The organism is Pseudomonas sp. WS 5079, assembly GCF_012985465.1.
In the GTDB taxonomy this organism is placed as follows: domain Bacteria; phylum Pseudomonadota; class Gammaproteobacteria; order Pseudomonadales; family Pseudomonadaceae; genus Aquipseudomonas.
In genome coordinates, this window is the sequence record NZ_JAAQWN010000002.1 from 700,940 (window position 1) to 717,166 (window position 16,227).

Here is a 16,227-nt window from a genome sequence, read left to right on the forward strand (position 1 = left end):
GGTAGATCCGGTGTTCAGCCTCCAGACACAAGGCCGTCTCTATCCCATGACTCCTGTAGATATCCCTTGAGCTGAGAATAGAAGAAAACCGGTACAAACCAAGATTGTAGGGACCAACGGCCATCAGCTCCCCACAACCCAGCCAAAAATATGGCGCTTTCCCCGCTCGGACCCGACTTGCCGGCGATAGCGATACATCGAGCGCCATCGCCGGCAAGTCGGCTCCTACAATGGGTGATTCCGCATCAGCTTGGCTTGGCTTCGACCAACGCCTGCTGCGCCAGCTCCTTTTCCGCTTCCTTGAGGTCTTCCTCGCTGATCATCTCGGCAATCGCCCGCAGACGTTCAACCACGCGCGCGTTGACGCTACCCTCGGGGAATTGCCCTTCGGCATCCGGCTCGCCGGCAGGCTCGCCCACCAACAGGCTCAACGCCTCGTCGGCCTGGCGCACGGCATACACGTGGAACTGCCCTTGCCTTACCGCCTGCAAGACCTTCTCGTCGAGCATCAGCGTCGCAACGTTGGCCTGGGGAATGATCGCGCCCTGCTCGCCCGTCAAGCCACGGGCCTCGCACAGGCGGAAAAAGCCTTCGATCTTCTCGTTGACCCCGCCCACCGCCTGCACTTCACCGAACTGGTTGATTGAGCCTGTAATGGCGAAACACTGCTTGAGCGGGGTCTTCGACAGCGCCGAAATCAACGTACAGGCCTCGCCCAACGAGGCGCTGTCGCCGTCGACATAACCGTAGGATTGCTCCAGGGCAATGCTCGCAGAGATCGCCAGGGGGAATTCCTGGGCATAACGGCTGCCCAGGTAACCGGTGAGGATCATCACGCCCTTGGAGTGGATCGGCTGGCCGAGGTTGACCTCACGCTCGATATCGACAATGCCACTGCCACCCGGGTACACCGTGGCAGAAATGCGCGCCGGCACACCGAACGCCGAATCACCGACCTCCAGCACGGTCAGCCCGTTGCATTTGCCCACTGCCGCGCCGGCGGTGTCGATCAGGATCACCCCGGCGAGCATGTCGTCGAGGATCCGCGCCGAGACCCGGCCGGTGCGCGTGGCCTTGGCCTTCAACGCGCGCTCGATGTGCCCGGCGTCGGTGCGTTCATCACCCGCCAGGTGGCGGATGAAGTCCGCCTCGCTGACCAGCTGGAACAGGTCGCCGATGCGCGCCGACAAACGTCCCTGGTGCTCCGCCAGCCGTGCGCTATAGGTCGCCAGGCGTGCCACCGCATCCGAGGTCAGCGGCGCCATGCCTTCTTCCGAGGTGCGGGTTTTCAGCAACTGGGCGAACTGCTCCAGGCTTTCATCGACCATCGGGATGTCTTCATCGAAATCCACCAGCACCCGGAACATCTCCTGGAAGTCCGGATCCAGGTCTTGCAGGGTGTAGTACAGCGAGCGGGCGCCGATGATGATGACCTTGACCTGCAACGGGATCACTTGCGGGTTGAGGGTCACGGTGGCCAGGCGGCCCAACTCGCCCAGAGGCGACTCCATCTTCAACTTGCGCGACTGCAGCGCGCGCTTGAGCGCGTCCCAGACAAACGGCTCGCTGAGCATTTTCTCGGCTTCGAGGATCAGGAAACCGCCGTTGGCACGATGCAACGCCCCCGGACGCAGTTGCCGGTAGGTGGTGTAGAGCGCGCCCTGGTCGGTGCTGTACTCGATCCGGCCAAACAGGTTGTCGTAGGTCGGGTGCGGTTCGAACACCACCGGCGCGCCGCCATTGAGCGGATGTCCCACCACCAGGCTCGGGCAGTACTGCTCTTCCAGCAACTTGCGCGCCTGGGCGTCGGTTTTGGCGTCATCCACCAGCAGTTCGACCACGGTCTTGAGCAGATAGACCTGCATCGCCTGCAGGTAGCCGCAGACGCCGGCGTTCTCGGCGTACTTCTCGGACAACGGTGCCAGCAATGGCTGCAAGGCCAGGGTGATGGTCTCTTCGTTGAACTGGCGCATCTGGTTGTTGGACTCGCGCTTCCACTGCGGCAGGCTGGCGAGTTCTTCGTTGAGGCGCTCTTCGAGCTCGGAAATATCCGTGTGGAAACGCTCACGGTCGGCTTCCGGCAGTTGCGAGAACTCGGCCTCGTCCAGGGCCTTGCCATCGAGCATCGGGGTAAAGGCGATATTGCTGCTGTCACGGTACAGCGCCACGTCCTTTTCCAGGGCCAGGCGCTCGATCACATCCAGGGCGCGGTCGTAGCGCTGGTTGAAGGCGCGGTCGATCGCGCTTTTGCGCTGTTGATACGTCGGGTGCTCGAACACTGCCGGGAAGGTGGCGACCAGGTTGTCGATCAGGCCACTGATGTCTGCGATGAACGGGGCCGCGCCGCCCGCAGGCAATTCCAGGGCGCGGGGCTCGCGGGGCTCGTCGAAGTTATTGACGTAGACCCAGTCTGCCGGGGTCTGCAGGCGCTTGCCTTCGGCCTTGAGGTAGCGTTTGACGAACGAAAAGCGGCCGGTACCGGGCTCGCCCATGACAAATACGTTGTAACCGGGGCGTGGCATGGCCACACCGAACTGCAACGCTTCAACCGCGCGTTCCTGGCCAAGCACACCGCGAAAGGGCTCCAAGTCATTGGTGGTCGAGAAGCTGAACTGTTCAGCGGAGAAAGGACGGGTCAGCGCTTCGGGCGCTAGACGCAAGCTGGCAGCAACAGGATCAGGCATCGGGCTTCCTTACATCAGGCGGGGCAATGGCGGCATTCTGGCGCCGTGCGTAGCTGGCTGGCAAGGCACGACTGAGGTAAAGCATAGACACGGGATGCGGCCTGCAAAAAAACCAGTCTGCATTGATTGTTTTACAAAAAAGCACGGAACCCTTGGAACATGCCTAAACTCCAAACTGCGCGGGTTGGACTAATAACTGGCCCCTAGGGTGCTTTGCGGCGCCTGAACCCTTGTCCATTGGTTTGCACACTAAGAGAACAAAGCTATGAAACGGATCCTTCTCGGTACTCTCTTCACCGTTGTCTCCCTCAATGCAATGGCCGAAGCGCCAGGTGGCCCTAACTGCGGTTGGGGCAACATGCTGTTCGAAGGCCAGCGCGGCACGCCGGCTCACTTCCTCGCTTCCACCACCAACGGCACCTCCGGTAACGCCACCTTCGGCATGACCTCGGGCACCAACGGTTGCAGCACCAACAGCGCGCTGACTTACGGCGGCAAATCGTGGATTGCCATGAATGGCATGATGAACGAGCTGTCCGAAGACATGGCCAAAGGCAATGGCGAAGCACTGACCACCTATGCCGTGGTCCTGGGCGTTGCTCCAGAAGATCGTGATCACTTCGCCGCTGTGACTCACGAACACTTCCAGCAGATCTTCAGCAAGGCTGACGTGACCGCAGAAGACGTGCACTCCAACACCATCGCTGTTCTCAAGGGCGACGCCCGCCTGGCGAAATACGCCACCCAGGCTTAAGCTCGACCTGCCCGCGCCCTTACCCGGCGCGGGTTTTATTTTTTGGACCTGCCCCTTTCCCGGGTCTTTATTTATTCCGACTTAAGTTGCCCCTATGCTCAAACGCCTTGCCTGCCTGGCACTCTTCGCCTGCGCCCCGCTATCTGCGGCGCCGCACCTTGATGATCAACGTTTGCAGCAATTGGCCAATGATCCATTCTGGCTTTCATTGGGGCACTACGAAGCCGGCAAGCTCAAAGGCTGGCGCAGCTATGTCAGCGACCAGAAATTCTTCCTCGCCAAAGACGGCGCCCACCACCCGGACGCCGAACTCAAGGCCACCGTAGACGCACTGTACGCCCCGGCCAGCCTCGGCGAAAAACATGCCCAATGCGTGTACCCGGCCCGCACCCGCTGGCTCAAGGACCAGTTGCACCTGACTGACCTGCCCGCCGTGGACTGCGTCGAGTTCAAGCAATGGTTCAAGGACGTCGCGCCCCACAGCGCGGTGATGATCTTCCCGGCGGCCTATCTCAACAGCCCATCGTCGATGTTCGGCCATACCTTGCTGCGTATCGACCAGGCTGATGTGCAAAGCAACAAGACCGCCTTGCTCAGCTACGCGATCAACTTTGGCGCCTACATTGAAGGCTCGGACAACAGCATCCTCTACGCCTGGAAAGGCCTGATGGGCGGCTATCCCGGCCTGTTCGCCCTTGTGCCCTACCAGGAAAAACTCTCGGAATACCGCAGCCTGGAGAACCGCGACCTGTGGGAATACCGCCTGAACCTGACCCAGGTCGAAACCGAGCGCATGGTCGAGCACGTGTGGGAGCTCAAGCAGATCCAGTTCGACTACTTCTTCTTTGACGAAAACTGCTCATATCGCCTGCTGGAACTGCTGCAAGTGGCCCGCCCCGGCCTGCGCCTGACCGAACAGTTCCCGCTCACCGCCATTCCCACCGACACCGTAAAAGCGGTGAAGGACGCGGGCCTGGTGGAGAAAATCGATTATCGCCCGTCCCGCGAACGTGAGTTGCTGGAGCGCGCCAAGCCCCTGGACAGTGACGAGCAGCAATGGGTGCTGAAGGTCAGCGATGACCAGAAACAATTGCAAGATCCAACGTTCAAGGCCCTTGGCAAAGACCGCCAGGCCCTGATCATCGACGCCGCCTACCGCCTGGGCCGCTACCGCGCCAACGGCCTTGAGCGCGACAGCGAACGCTCCCAGCGCAGTTTCGAGTTGCTGCGGGCAATCAACCAGAACCCGGCGCCGGACCTACAGATCGAGCGCCCCGGCCTGCCGGAAAACGGCCATGAATCGCGCACCTGGCAAGCAGGTATCGGCACCCGTGGCGACAAAGCCTTCGGCGAATACGGCCTGCGCATGGCCTACCACGACCTCAACGACAACGCCGAAGGCTTCCCCCTGGGCGCGCAGATCGAAATCCTGCAGATGAAACTGCGCCAGTACGAAGGCAACAACTGGCAACTGCAACAACTGGACCTGGCGACCATCCGCTCCCTGACTCCGCGCAATGAGCTGCTGCAACCGCTGTCCTGGCAAGTCACCGGCGGCCTGGAGCGGGTACCGGGCAAACATGACGACGAAACCCTGGTCAGCCACGTCAACGGCGGCGCCGGCGGCACCTGGCAACTGCACGACGACATGCTCGGCTTTGCCCTGGGCACCGTGCGCGTGGAACACAACAACGACTTCAGCGAATTCATCTCCCCCGCTGCCGGCTTCAACACCGGGCTGCTGTGGAAAAACCCGCTAGGCAACCTGAGCCTGGAGGCCAAGGGCGACTTCTTCACCAATGGCGAGGTACGACGTAGTATCAGCCTGAATCAGCAGTGGGAAGTATCACGCAACCTCGGCGTGCGCCTGAGTGCGCAACGGGAGTTCAGCCACATGGCGACGCCGGTCAACGAGGTGATGCTTGAAGTGAAGTGGTATCACTACTGACCGGCCCCAACGCCTATTGAAGATCCAGTGTGGGAGCGGGCATGCCCGCGATAGGGGTGTGTCAGTCGCTGTGGATATGACTGATCTACCGCCATCGCGAGCAAGCCCGCTCCCACATTTGGCCCGCGTTTATCCCACACCCTAAGGAGCTCTTACGACATGGCCGTTACCTGCACCAGCCTTGAACACGTCCGGGAAAACATCGACCGCCTTGACCGCCAGATCGTCGCCCTGCTGGCCGAGCGCGGCAGTTTCGTGTCCCAGGCCGCCCGCTTCAAAAAAGACAGCGAAGGGGTCAAGGCACCCCAACGGGTCGAACAAGTGATCCACAAGGTTCGCGATTTAGCGCAAACCCTCGGCGCCAACCCCGACGTCACGGAGCAGGTGTACCGCGCGATGATTGGCGCATTCATCCAGCAAGAACTGGCCGAACACGCTGCGCTCGCGCAACCCACCGCCTAAGCCCCTGTGGCGAGTGAGCCGCCCAAACAAATTGCTCACCCCGTTTTCACATCGCCCCGACGAATCCCCTTCTAGACTTCCCTTATCAGCCGCTCAACGGCCTGGGAGTATGAGATGTGGCGGTTCGCTGTGATGTTGGGTGTAGTGATGGCGCTTTCAGGCTGCCAATCCACCCACGATGAGTTACTGGCCAAGGGTTATCCACCGCCCTTCGCCGACGGTTTTGACGATGGCTGCAGCAGCGGGCGCCAGGCGGCCGGGGTGATTACTGGGGAGTTTCGCAAGAACGTCCCGCGCTATTTGAAAGTCCAGGCGTACGCCGAAGGCTGGGAGGACGGCTTTCGCCAGTGCAAGGCCATGCGCGAGAGCGAGGACCAGAATGACTACCGCGAGCGCCATTGGGACGAGCGCGAACGCGCCTGGCAGCAGGAGAAGGACCGCGACGCCGCACGGGCTTATCGCAGCCAGTAACACCAGAGCGAATGTGAGAGCTGTCGAGCCCCAACGAGGCTGCGATTGCGCTGGGCCAGACAGTAAACCTGTGCTGACCTACCGCTATCGCAGCCGCGCTGGGGCTCGACAGCTCCCACAATTGATCATCGGTGTCGCTCAGCTCGCGGTTTAGACGATGCCCTGCGCCAGCATCGCATCCGCCACTTTCACAAAGCCTGCGATGTTCGCGCCCTTCACGTAGTTGACCCGGCCATTCTCTTCACCGTAGTGCACGCAGGCATGGTGGATCGACTGCATGATGTTGTGCAGTTTGCTGTCCACTTCACCGGCGGTCCACAGCAGGCGCATGGCGTTTTGCGACATTTCCAGGCCACTCACCGCCACGCCGCCAGCATTGGAGGCTTTGCCCGGGGCAAACAGAATGCCCGCTTCGATAAAGATATCCACAGCCTCGAGGGTGGTCGGCATGTTGGCGCCTTCGGCCACGCAAATGCAGCCGTTGCGCAGCAGGGTGCGGGCGGCTTCGGCGTCCAGTTCGTTCTGGGTCGCGCATGGCAGGGCGATGTCGCACGCCAGCTCCCATGGGGTCTTGCCGGCGCAAAACTCCAGGCCAAAACGCGCGGCCAGTTCGCTGATGCGCCCGCGCCGTACGTTTTTCAACTCCAGCAGCGCCGACCACTGCTCGTCGGTCAAACCGCTTTCGCAGTACAAGGTGCCTTCGGAGTCGGACAGGGAAATCACCTTGCCGCCCAGGTCCATGACCTTGCGCGCTGCGTATTGCGCGACGTTGCCGGAACCGGAAACCGCCACGCGCTTGCCTTCGACGCGCTGGCCCTGGCGCTTGAGCATCTCCTCGGCAAAGTACACGCAACCAAAGCCGGTGGCTTCCGGGCGGATCAGGCTGCCGCCGTAGCTCATGCCCTTGCCGGTAAGCACCGAGGTAAATTGGTTGCTCAGGCGCTTGTACTGGCCAAACAGGAAGCCGATTTCCCGGGCGCCCACGCCGATATCGCCAGCCGGTACGTCCACGTCCGCGCCGATATGGCGGTACAACTCACTCATGAACGACTGGCAGAAACGCATGACTTCAGCGTCGCTCTTGCCCTTGGGATCAAAGTCCGAGCCGCCCTTGCCACCGCCCATGGGCAGCGAGGTCAGGGAGTTCTTGAAGGTCTGCTCGAAGGCGAGGAACTTCAGCACCCCCAGGTTAACCGACGGGTGGAAGCGCAGGCCGCCTTTATAGGGGCCGATGGCGCTGTTCATCTGGATACGGAAGCCGCGGTTGACCTGGACCTTGCCCTGGTCATCGACCCACGATACCCGGAAGGTAATGGCGCGTTCCGGCTCGCAGATGCGCTCCAGGATGCCCGAGGTCAGGTAGTGGGGATTGGCTTCAAGAAAGGGCCACAGACTGCGTAGGACTTCTTCCACAGCCTGGTGGAATTCCGGCTGATCCGGGTCGCGTTTTTTGAGGCGGGCAAGGAAGGATTCGACGGATTCGATCATGAAAAGTCTCGGCAGATTTATTGTCGTTAATGGCGATTTGCCCAGGACTTTATCAATTCATGTCGCACCGCGACAGGGCAAAATGTCGCTTTTGTGAATTTAAATGGTGCGATAAATATAAATACACGCGCTTTTTTGCCCCAAAACAGGGATTTCAGCTCAAGGGACGCACCAATAGATAGACCGCGATCGCAGGCAAGCCAGCTCCCACATTAGATCGAGTACCTCTGCTACGACACGGTCAAATGTGGGAGCTGGCTTGCCTGCGATGAAGTCACCTCGGTCCCTCTCAATTGCGCCAAAAAAAACGGAGCCCGAAGGCTCCGTTTTGTTCAAACCAACCCGAATCAGGCGAGTTTTTTGTGCCGTACACGATGCGGCTGGGCAGCCGCTTCGCCCAGGCGCTTCTTGCGATCGGCTTCGTATTCGGTGTAGTTGCCTTCAAAGAACACCGCTTGCGAATCGTCTTCGTACGCCAGGATGTGCGTCGCCACACGGTCAAGGAACCACCGATCGTGAGAGATCACAATCGCGGCGCCCGGGAAGTCCAGCAGGGCTTCTTCCAGGGAACGCAGGGTTTCCACGTCGAGGTCGTTGGACGGTTCGTCGAGCAGCAACACGTTGCCGCCTTCTTTGAGAGTCAGGGCCAGGTGCAAGCGACCGCGCTCACCACCGGACAGGTCCTTGACGAACTTCTGCTGGTCGCCGCCCTTGAAGTTGAAGCGGCCAACGTAGGTGCGCGACGGGATTTCATAGTTGCCGATACGGATCTGGTCGGAACCGTCGGAGATCTGCTGGAACACGGTCTTGCTGCCGTCGAGGTCTTCGCGGCTCTGGTCCACGCAAGCCAACTGCACGGTTTCGCCGACTTCGATGGTGCCCGAATCCGGTTGTTCCTTGCCCATCAGCATACGGAACAGCGTGGATTTACCCGCACCGTTACCGCCGATCACGCCGACGATGGCGCCTTTAGGCATGGAGAAGGACAGGTTGTCGATCAGCACGCGATCGCCATAGCCTTTGCAGACGTTCTTGAATTCGATGACCTTGTCACCCAGGCGCGGGCCGGCCGGGATGTAGATTTCGTTGGTCTCGCTGCGCTTCTGGAATTCCTGGGACTGCATTTCCTCGAAGCGTTGCAGACGGGCCTTGGATTTCGACTGACGGGCCTTGGCGCCTTTGCGCACCCACTCCAGTTCGTCCTTCATGGCCTTTTCATGGGCCGACTGCTGCTTGGATTCAGCGGCCAGACGGTCGGACTTGGCTTCCAGCCAACCGGAGTAGTTGCCCTCGTAAGGGATACCGGCGCCACGGTCGAGCTCCAGGATCCAGCCGGCGACGTTGTCCAGGAAGTACCGGTCGTGCGTGATCGCAACCACGGTGCCCGGGAAATCATGGAGGAAGTGCTCCAGCCAAGCCACGGAATCGGCGTCCAAGTGGTTGGTCGGTTCGTCGAGCAGTAGCATGTCAGGGGCGGACAGCAGCAGGCGGCACAGGGCCACGCGGCGTTTTTCACCACCAGACAGGTGCTCGACCTTGGCGTCCCAGGCCGGCAGGCGCAGCGCATCGGCGGCGACTTCCAGCTGGCGCTCCAGGTTGTGACCGTCGCCAGCCTGCAGGATGGCTTCGAGCTTGGCCTGTTCGGCAGCCAGTTTGTCGAAGTCGGCATCCGGCTCGGCGTAGGCGGCGTAGACCTCGTCCAGGCGGGCCTGGGCGTCCTTGATCACGCTGACGGCTTCCTCGACCACTTCACGCACGGTCTTGGACGGGTCCAGGATCGGCTCTTGCGGCAGGTAGCCGATGTTCAGTTCAGGCATCGGGCGGGCTTCGCCTTCGAACTCGGTATCGACGCCAGCCATGATTTTCAGCAGCGTGGACTTACCCGAACCGTTGAGGCCGAGTACGCCGATCTTGGCGCCCGGGAAGAAGGACAGCGAAATGTTTTTCAGGATTTCCCGCTTCGGTGGAACAACTTTGCCCAACCGATGCATGGTGAAAACGTATTGAGCCAAAATGTGGACCTCGTAAAAAGATGAGAACAGGGCCTGCGTAGCGTCATGGCGCTGTACGTAGCACATCGAATGATCAAGGTTAACCTAAGTCGGCGGCGGCGGGCAGATTGACAGGCGCTTTTGAGCCGCGCTTTTTCCTGCAGCGGGCCAGATGTAACACAATACCCGGCAACCCCTCCCTAGAAGAAGACACATGGCACATACATGCAGGATCACGCCTTACCCCCTGACAGTCGCGCAAGACAGCTTCCATGCTTAGTGTCATGTCTGCGCTGGGGTTGTTGCTATTGATGCCGGGACCGACCAATACCCTGTTACTGCGCGCAGGCGTGCTCTCGGGTTTCAGGCGGGCCTGGACCCTGAGCCTGTTGGAGTGCCTGGCTTACCTGCTGCAGATTGCTTTTTGGGGCTACGTCCTCAGCCATATGGGGGCCAATGCAACGTGGTGTTTGAAGGTGATGCAGTTCGTCTCGATCTGTTACCTGGTCAAGACCTCGTACAGCCTGTGGCGCGAGCCCGCCGCCGATCTGCCCCCATTGCCCGGAGAGCGGGTGTCGAGGTGGCATTTCTTTTTACTGACGCTGATCAACCCGAAGGGTTTGCTGGTGGTTTCGTTCATCGTGCCGGTGCAGACCTTTGCCGACATGGCCTTGTACGGGCAGTTCGCCATGCAATTCACGGCGGTGGTGATCCCCGTAGGGTGCGCCTGGGTGCTGTTCGGCGCACGCCTCAAACGCAGCGGACATGCCTGGCTGACCCCGCAGAACATAAACCGCACATCTTCTGTGGTTATCAGTTGCTTTGCACTGGCGATTCTATTCAGACTGGCGGATGCCCTGATCAGTACCGGCCCGGCCTGATAGTCCCGCCAGGCGGGGCTGGCACTTTGCCACAACTCAAGGCATGCTAGCCGCCCTCCGGGCGTCCGGCTTATAGTGCACGTCGCGCGCCAGTACAGCCAAACCGCAGGATCACAGCTTGACCAACGTAACAAAGCCAAGCCCCTTGCGCGCAGCGCATATTGCGCCCGGCGCCCCCCTGCACGGAACCCTCAAGGGCGCGCTGGCGACGCTGGTCCTGTTGCTGCTCGCGTTATTGTTCTGGCAGTTGCTGGACCAATTGCAGCAGAACCAGAAGAACCAGCAGCAATACACCATCGACTACAGCGCCGACCTGGCCGAACAGATCAGCCTGAACATGGCCCTGAGCGCGCAAATCGCCCTCAACCTGCTGCCGATCGTCGAACCTCCACGCAATGAAGAACAGCACCAGGCCCTGATGCGCAGCCTGCAGCGCTCGTTGCCGGAACTGCGCAGCGTCGCCCTGCTCGCCCCCAGCGGCGCGATCATCAGTGATACCGCCGACAACAGCCAGGATAGCGCCTGGCTTGAAGAGCTGGTCAAGCGCAGCCACGCCCAGTCCTATTACCTGAGCAATAACAGCGACGGCTCCATCATCTACCTGCTGCTGCACCAACCCAGCGGCGGCGCCAAAATGTACTGGGCGTTGCGCCTGGCCCCCAATTACCTGGCCAACCTGACGCGCCAGGACGGCCAGGGGCCACGGCCGATGTGGGCGATTGAAAACCAGTTGAACCACCGGGTGGTCAGTCGTGACAGCGGCATGCCCAGCCAGTGGTCGGCCGGGCTGACCCCGGAAGAGCTGAACAAGACCGTACTGGTCACGCCCTTGAGCAAAAGCGACTGGCAACTGCGCGGGCTGTTTGATCGCGCCGCCGTGCTGGAGCAACTGCTGCCGGCGTTTATCGGCAAGTGCCTGCTGGGCCTGGCCTTTTCGCTGATCCCGGTGCTGGTGCTGCTGAACATGCGGCGCCGCCAGCGCCAGGTCAATGAAGGCCGGCGCCGCTACCAGGATATTTTCGAAGGTACCGGCGTGGCCTTGTGCGTGCTCGACCTGTCGGGCCTGCGCGGTTTCTTCGACAAGGCCCAGTTGCACACCCGCGAACAACTGCAGGATTGGCTGCAAAACAGCCCCGAGCAACGCCAGCAACTGCTCAAGGAGCTGCGCATCACCGAGGTCAACCAGGTCGCGGTGCGCCTACTGAATGTGGCGTCCTGCGAACAGGCGTGGGAACGCTTGATCGACGGTTGCCCGCTGGACACCAGCGCCATTGGCTACGCAGTGCTTGAGGCAGTGCTGACCCAGCAGAAACAGCTGGAGTTGGAGATTCAACTCAGCGACATCGAAGGCAACGACCAGTACCTGTGGCTGGTGATGCGCCTGCCGGAAGAACAGCACGACTATAAGGCGGTGATCCTCAGCATCAGCGATATCACCAGCCGCAAACTGGTGGAGCTGTCGCTGGTGGAGCGCGAGGCGTTCTGGTCGGACGTGGTGCGCACCGTGCCGGATCACCTGTATGTGCAGGATGTGATCAGCCAGCGCATGATCTTCAGCAACCACCACCTGGGCCACACCCTGGGCTACAACAAACACGAACTGCAGCAGATGGGCGAGTATTTCTGGGAGATCCTGCTGCACCCCGAAGACGCCGAGCACTACCACGACCTGCGCCAGCAGCAACGCGCCGCCGGGTACCTGGCGCAGTTGCAATGCCAGTTGCGCTTTCGGCACCGCAACAATCAGTGGCGGCGCTTCGAGATCCGCGAACAGGCCCTGGCCCGGGACAAGACCGACCAGGTCACGCGGATCATTGGCGTGGCCAAGGACATTACCGACCAGATCGAAGCCAGCGAATCCCTGCGCGACAGCGAACAGCGCTACCGCATGCTGGCCGAAAGCATCAGCGACGTGATTTTCTCCACCGACAGCAAACTGGCCCTCAACTACGTCAGCCCGTCGGTGAATGCGGTGCTGGGCTATGAAGTCGACTGGATCTTCAAGAACGGCTGGCAATCGACCATCGCCAACCCACAGCAACTGACCGGCATCTACACCCTTGTGGAACGGGTCAGCCGCGCCCTGGACCAGCCCGAAGCCCTGGCCTTGTTGCGCGATGACGTGCAGACCCAACTGTTCCTGTTCGATTGCCTGCGGGCCGATGGGCGCAAGGTGCCGATCGAACTGCGCCTGGTGCTGGTGTGGGACGAGCACGGCGCGTTCGAAGGCATCCTCGGCGTGGGCCGCGATATCAGCCAGCAACGCCGCGCCGAGAAAGACTTGCGCATGGCGGCCACGGTATTCGAACACTCCACCTCGGCGATCCTGATCACCGACCCCGCCGGCTATATCGTGCAGGCCAACGAAGCCTTCAGCCGGGTCAGCGGCTATGCCGTGGCCGATGTGCTCGACCAATTGCCGAACATGCTCACCGTCGACGAACAGCAGGAAGCCCACCTGCGCTATGTGCTCAAGCAGTTGCACCAGCACAGCACCTGGGAAGGTGAAGTGTGGCTCAAGCGCCGCAGCGGCGAGCATTACCCGGCCTGGGTCGGCATTACCGCCGTGCTCGATGACGAGGGCGACCTGGCCAGCTACGTGTGCTTTTTCAGCGACATCAGCGAGCGCAAGGCCAGCGAACAACGCATCCACCGCCTGGCCTACTACGACGCCCTGACCCACCTGCCCAACCGCACGCTGTTCCAGGACCGCCTGCACACCGCGTTGCAATCGGCGGAGCGGCAGAAGTCGTGGGTGGTGCTGATGTTCCTCGACCTCGACCGCTTCAAACCGATCAACGACTCCCTGGGCCATGCCGCGGGCGATCGCATGCTCAAGGAAATGGCGACCCGCCTGCTCGGCTGTGTGGCCGAGGACGATACCGTGGCGCGCATGGGCGGTGACGAGTTCACCTTGCTCCTGCAACCCCGGGTCAGTCGCGAGATGGCGTTGAACCGCGCGATCCACGTGGCCGAGCAGATCCTCGCCAGCCTGGTGAAGCCGTTTGTGCTGGAGGGCCGCGAGTTTTTTGTCACCGCCAGTATCGGCATCGCCCTGAGCCCTCAGGACGGCAACGAACTGAGCCAACTGATGAAAAACGCCGACACCGCGATGTACCACGCCAAGGAGCGCGGCAAGAACAACTTCCAGTTCTACCAGGCCGACATGAACGCCAGCGCCCTGGAGCGCCTGGAGTTGGAGAGCGACCTGCGTCATGCCCTGGACCAGAACGAATTCGTGCTCTATTACCAGCCGCAGTTCAGTGGCGATGGCAAACGTTTGACCGGCGCCGAAGCCCTGCTGCGCTGGCGTCACCCGCGCCGTGGCTTGGTGCCGCCGGGGGATTTCATCCCGGTGCTGGAAGAATTGGGCCTGGTGGTGGACGTGGGCGACTGGGTAATCGACGAGGCATGCCGCCAACTCAAGACCTGGCACCAGAACAAGGTGCGGGTGCCCAAAGTCTCGGTGAACATCTCGGCGCGGCAGTTCTCCGACGGGCAGTTGGGCACGCGGATCGCCACCATCCTCAAGGAAACCGGCCTGCCGCCGGCGTGCCTGGAGCTGGAGCTGACCGAAAGTATCCTGATGCGCGAAGTCAACGAGGCCCTGCAGATCCTTGCCAGCCTGAAAAACCTCGGCCTGAGCATCGCCGTGGACGACTTCGGCACCGGCTACTCATCGCTCAACTACCTCAAGCAATTCCCCATCGACGTGCTGAAGATCGACCGCACGTTCGTGGACGGCCTGCCCTCCGGCGAGCAGGACGCGCAAATCGCCCGGGCAATCATTGCCATGGCCCACAGCCTGAACCTGGCGGTGATCGCCGAAGGCGTGGAAACCCATGAGCAACTGGACTTCCTGCGCGAGCATGGCTGTGACGAGGTGCAGGGTTATCTGTTTGGGCGACCGATGCCGGCCAATCGGTTTGAGGCGCAGTTCTGTAACGACGCCCTGTTCATGTTTGACTGAAAATCATGTGGCGGTGCAGATGGCCTCATCGCGGGCAAGCCCGCTCCCACAGTTGAAATGCGCTCCCATGTGGGAGCGGGCTTGCCCGCGAAGGGCCCTCAAATACGCCATCCATCTCTGGATGAACGCCACTTGTCCGCGACATGATGTCCTTTCATATGCCATCTAAAACCCATTGGGTTAGAATGCCCCTCTTTTCTGCCCCCGATCCTTGAGGACCGCCATGTTCAGCCGTGATTTGACTATTGCCAAGTACGACGCCGATCTCTTTGCCGCCATGGAGCAAGAAGCTGTGCGCCAGGAAGAGCACATTGAGCTGATCGCTTCGGAAAACTACACCAGCCCTGCGGTGATGGAGGCTCAAGGTTCGGTTCTGACCAACAAGTACGCCGAAGGTTATCCGGGCAAGCGTTACTACGGCGGTTGCGAATTCGTCGATATCGTCGAGCAACTGGCCATCGACCGTGCCAAGGAACTGTTCGGCGCCGATTACGCCAACGTCCAGCCACACGCCGGCTCCCAAGCCAACGCGGCCGTTTACCTGGCCCTGCTGCAAGGCGGCGACACCATCCTGGGCATGAGCCTGGCCCACGGCGGTCACCTGACCCACGGTGCCAGCGTTTCCTCCTCCGGCAAGCTGTACAACGCTGTGCAGTACGGCATCGACGGCAACGGCCTGATCGACTACGACGAAGTCGAGCGCCTGGCGGTCGAGCACAAGCCAAAAATGATCGTGGCCGGGTTCTCTGCCTACTCGCAGATCCTCGACTTCCCACGCTTCCGTGAGATCGCTGACAAGGTTGGCGCCTACCTGTTCGTCGACATGGCCCACGTGGCCGGTCTGGTCGCCGCTGGCGTCTACCCGAACCCGGTGCCTTACGCTGACGTGGTGACCACCACCACCCACAAGACCCTGCGCGGTCCACGTGGCGGCCTGATCCTGGCTCGTGCCAACGCCGATATCGAGAAGAAGCTCAACTCCGCCGTCTTCCCGGGCGCCCAAGGTGGCCCGCTGGAGCACGTGATCGCTGCTAAAGCGATCTGCTTCAAGGAAGCGTTGCAGCCTGAGTTCAAGACTTACCAGCAACAAGTGGTGAAGAATGCCCAGGCCATGGCCAGTGTGTTCATCGAGCGCGGTTTTGACGTGGTGTCCGGCGGTACTGAGAACCACCTGTTCCTGCTGTCGCTGATCAAGCAGGACATCTCCGGTAAAGATGCTGACGCTGCCCTGGGCAAAGCCTTCATCACCGTGAACAAGAACTCGGTACCGAACGATCCACGTTCGCCGTTTGTCACCTCGGGCCTGCGCTTCGGCACCCCGGCCGTGACCACTCGTGGCTTCAAGGAAGCAGAGTGCAAGGAACTGGCTGGCTGGATCTGCGACATCCTGGCTGATCTTTCCAACGAAGCCGTGATTGACGCGGTACGTGAGAAGGTCAAGGCCATCTGCAAGAAGCTGCCGGTATACGGCGCTTGATTGCAGGCGCTTGAATAAAAAGCCCGGCTCTTGAGCCGGGCTTTTTTATGCCTGTTGGAACGCGGTCAACATGTGGGAGCGGGCTTGCCTGCGATAGCAGT

General features: G+C 61.0%; 10 protein-coding genes. 7 read left to right on the forward strand and 3 right to left on the reverse strand.

Annotated elements, in window-relative coordinates; genetic code table 11:
* Positions 1–245: 245 nt before the first annotated feature.
* Entirely contained in the window at positions 246–2,684 is a 2,439-nt protein-coding gene (locus tag HBO05_RS07765; protein WP_169951066.1) for an AAA family ATPase, read from the reverse strand.
* A gap of 265 nt (positions 2,685–2,949) precedes the next feature.
* Here HBO05_RS07765 and HBO05_RS07770 point away from each other — a divergent pair, with 265 nt between their 5' ends.
* The 4 genes from HBO05_RS07770 (at position 2,950) to HBO05_RS07785 (ending at position 6,319) form a co-directional block, all read left to right on the forward strand.
* Entirely contained in the window at positions 2,950–3,438 is a 489-nt protein-coding gene (locus HBO05_RS07770; RefSeq protein WP_029292080.1) for a DUF3015 domain-containing protein, read from the forward strand.
* 94 nt (positions 3,439–3,532) lie between these two features.
* The gene (locus HBO05_RS07775; protein ID WP_172312261.1) at positions 3,533–5,386 is read left to right on the forward strand and encodes a DUF4105 domain-containing protein; all 1,854 of its coding nucleotides are present in this window, start codon (positions 3,533–3,535) and stop codon (positions 5,384–5,386) included.
* A gap of 159 nt (positions 5,387–5,545) precedes the next feature.
* Positions 5,546–5,848, forward strand: coding sequence for a chorismate mutase (locus tag HBO05_RS07780; protein ID WP_172312263.1), 303 nt, complete (start codon positions 5,546–5,548; stop codon positions 5,846–5,848).
* A 114-nt stretch (positions 5,849–5,962) separates the two neighbouring features.
* Positions 5,963–6,319, forward strand: coding sequence for a hypothetical protein (locus HBO05_RS07785; RefSeq protein ID WP_172312265.1), 357 nt, complete (start codon positions 5,963–5,965; stop codon positions 6,317–6,319).
* Between the two features lie 150 nt (positions 6,320–6,469).
* On the opposite strand, the gene gdhA is transcribed toward HBO05_RS07785, so the two are convergent.
* Together gdhA and ettA are read right to left on the reverse strand one after the other, a co-directional pair.
* Positions 6,470–7,807: an NADP-specific glutamate dehydrogenase gene (gene gdhA / locus HBO05_RS07790; protein ID WP_169951074.1), complete on the reverse strand. Its 1,338-nt coding sequence runs from the start codon at positions 7,805–7,807 to the stop codon at positions 6,470–6,472.
* A gap of 347 nt (positions 7,808–8,154) precedes the next feature.
* Positions 8,155–9,819 (reverse strand): energy-dependent translational throttle protein EttA, encoded by a 1,665-nt coding sequence (ettA, locus tag HBO05_RS07795; RefSeq protein ID WP_029292090.1) that lies wholly within the window; start codon positions 9,817–9,819, stop codon positions 8,155–8,157.
* A gap of 251 nt (positions 9,820–10,070) precedes the next feature.
* Between ettA and HBO05_RS07800 the strand changes: the two genes are divergently transcribed.
* From HBO05_RS07800 to glyA, 3 genes are all read left to right on the forward strand, one after another.
* Positions 10,071–10,679 (forward strand): threonine transporter RhtB, encoded by a 609-nt coding sequence (locus HBO05_RS07800; RefSeq protein WP_170041702.1) that lies wholly within the window; start codon positions 10,071–10,073, stop codon positions 10,677–10,679.
* 118 nt (positions 10,680–10,797) lie between these two features.
* Complete coding sequence (locus HBO05_RS07805; protein WP_170041701.1) at positions 10,798–14,649, forward strand: bifunctional diguanylate cyclase/phosphodiesterase; 3,852 nt, start codon at positions 10,798–10,800, stop codon at positions 14,647–14,649.
* A gap of 223 nt (positions 14,650–14,872) precedes the next feature.
* A complete protein-coding gene (glyA, locus tag HBO05_RS07810; protein ID WP_038443507.1) occupies positions 14,873–16,126 on the forward strand; it encodes a serine hydroxymethyltransferase in 1,254 nt (417 codons plus the stop codon).
* Positions 16,127–16,227 lie beyond the last annotated feature (101 nt).

What these genes read in the sequence shown, in the direction of transcription:
- gdhA (WP_169951074.1), bottom strand. Translation starts at nt 7,807, where the DNA reads ATGATCGAATCCGTCGAATCCTTCCTTGCCCGCCTCAAAAAACGCGAC.
- HBO05_RS07770 (WP_029292080.1), top strand. Translation starts at nt 2,950, where the DNA reads ATGAAACGGATCCTTCTCGGTACTCTCTTCACCGTTGTCTCCCTCAAT.
- HBO05_RS07800 (WP_170041702.1), top strand. Translation starts at nt 10,071, where the DNA reads ATGCTTAGTGTCATGTCTGCGCTGGGGTTGTTGCTATTGATGCCGGGA.
- HBO05_RS07785 (WP_172312265.1), top strand. Translation starts at nt 5,963, where the DNA reads ATGTGGCGGTTCGCTGTGATGTTGGGTGTAGTGATGGCGCTTTCAGGC.
- HBO05_RS07765 (WP_169951066.1), bottom strand. Translation starts at nt 2,684, where the DNA reads ATGCCTGATCCTGTTGCTGCCAGCTTGCGTCTAGCGCCCGAAGCGCTG.
- HBO05_RS07775 (WP_172312261.1), top strand. Translation starts at nt 3,533, where the DNA reads ATGCTCAAACGCCTTGCCTGCCTGGCACTCTTCGCCTGCGCCCCGCTA.
- HBO05_RS07780 (WP_172312263.1), top strand. Translation starts at nt 5,546, where the DNA reads ATGGCCGTTACCTGCACCAGCCTTGAACACGTCCGGGAAAACATCGAC.
- glyA (WP_038443507.1), top strand. Translation starts at nt 14,873, where the DNA reads ATGTTCAGCCGTGATTTGACTATTGCCAAGTACGACGCCGATCTCTTT.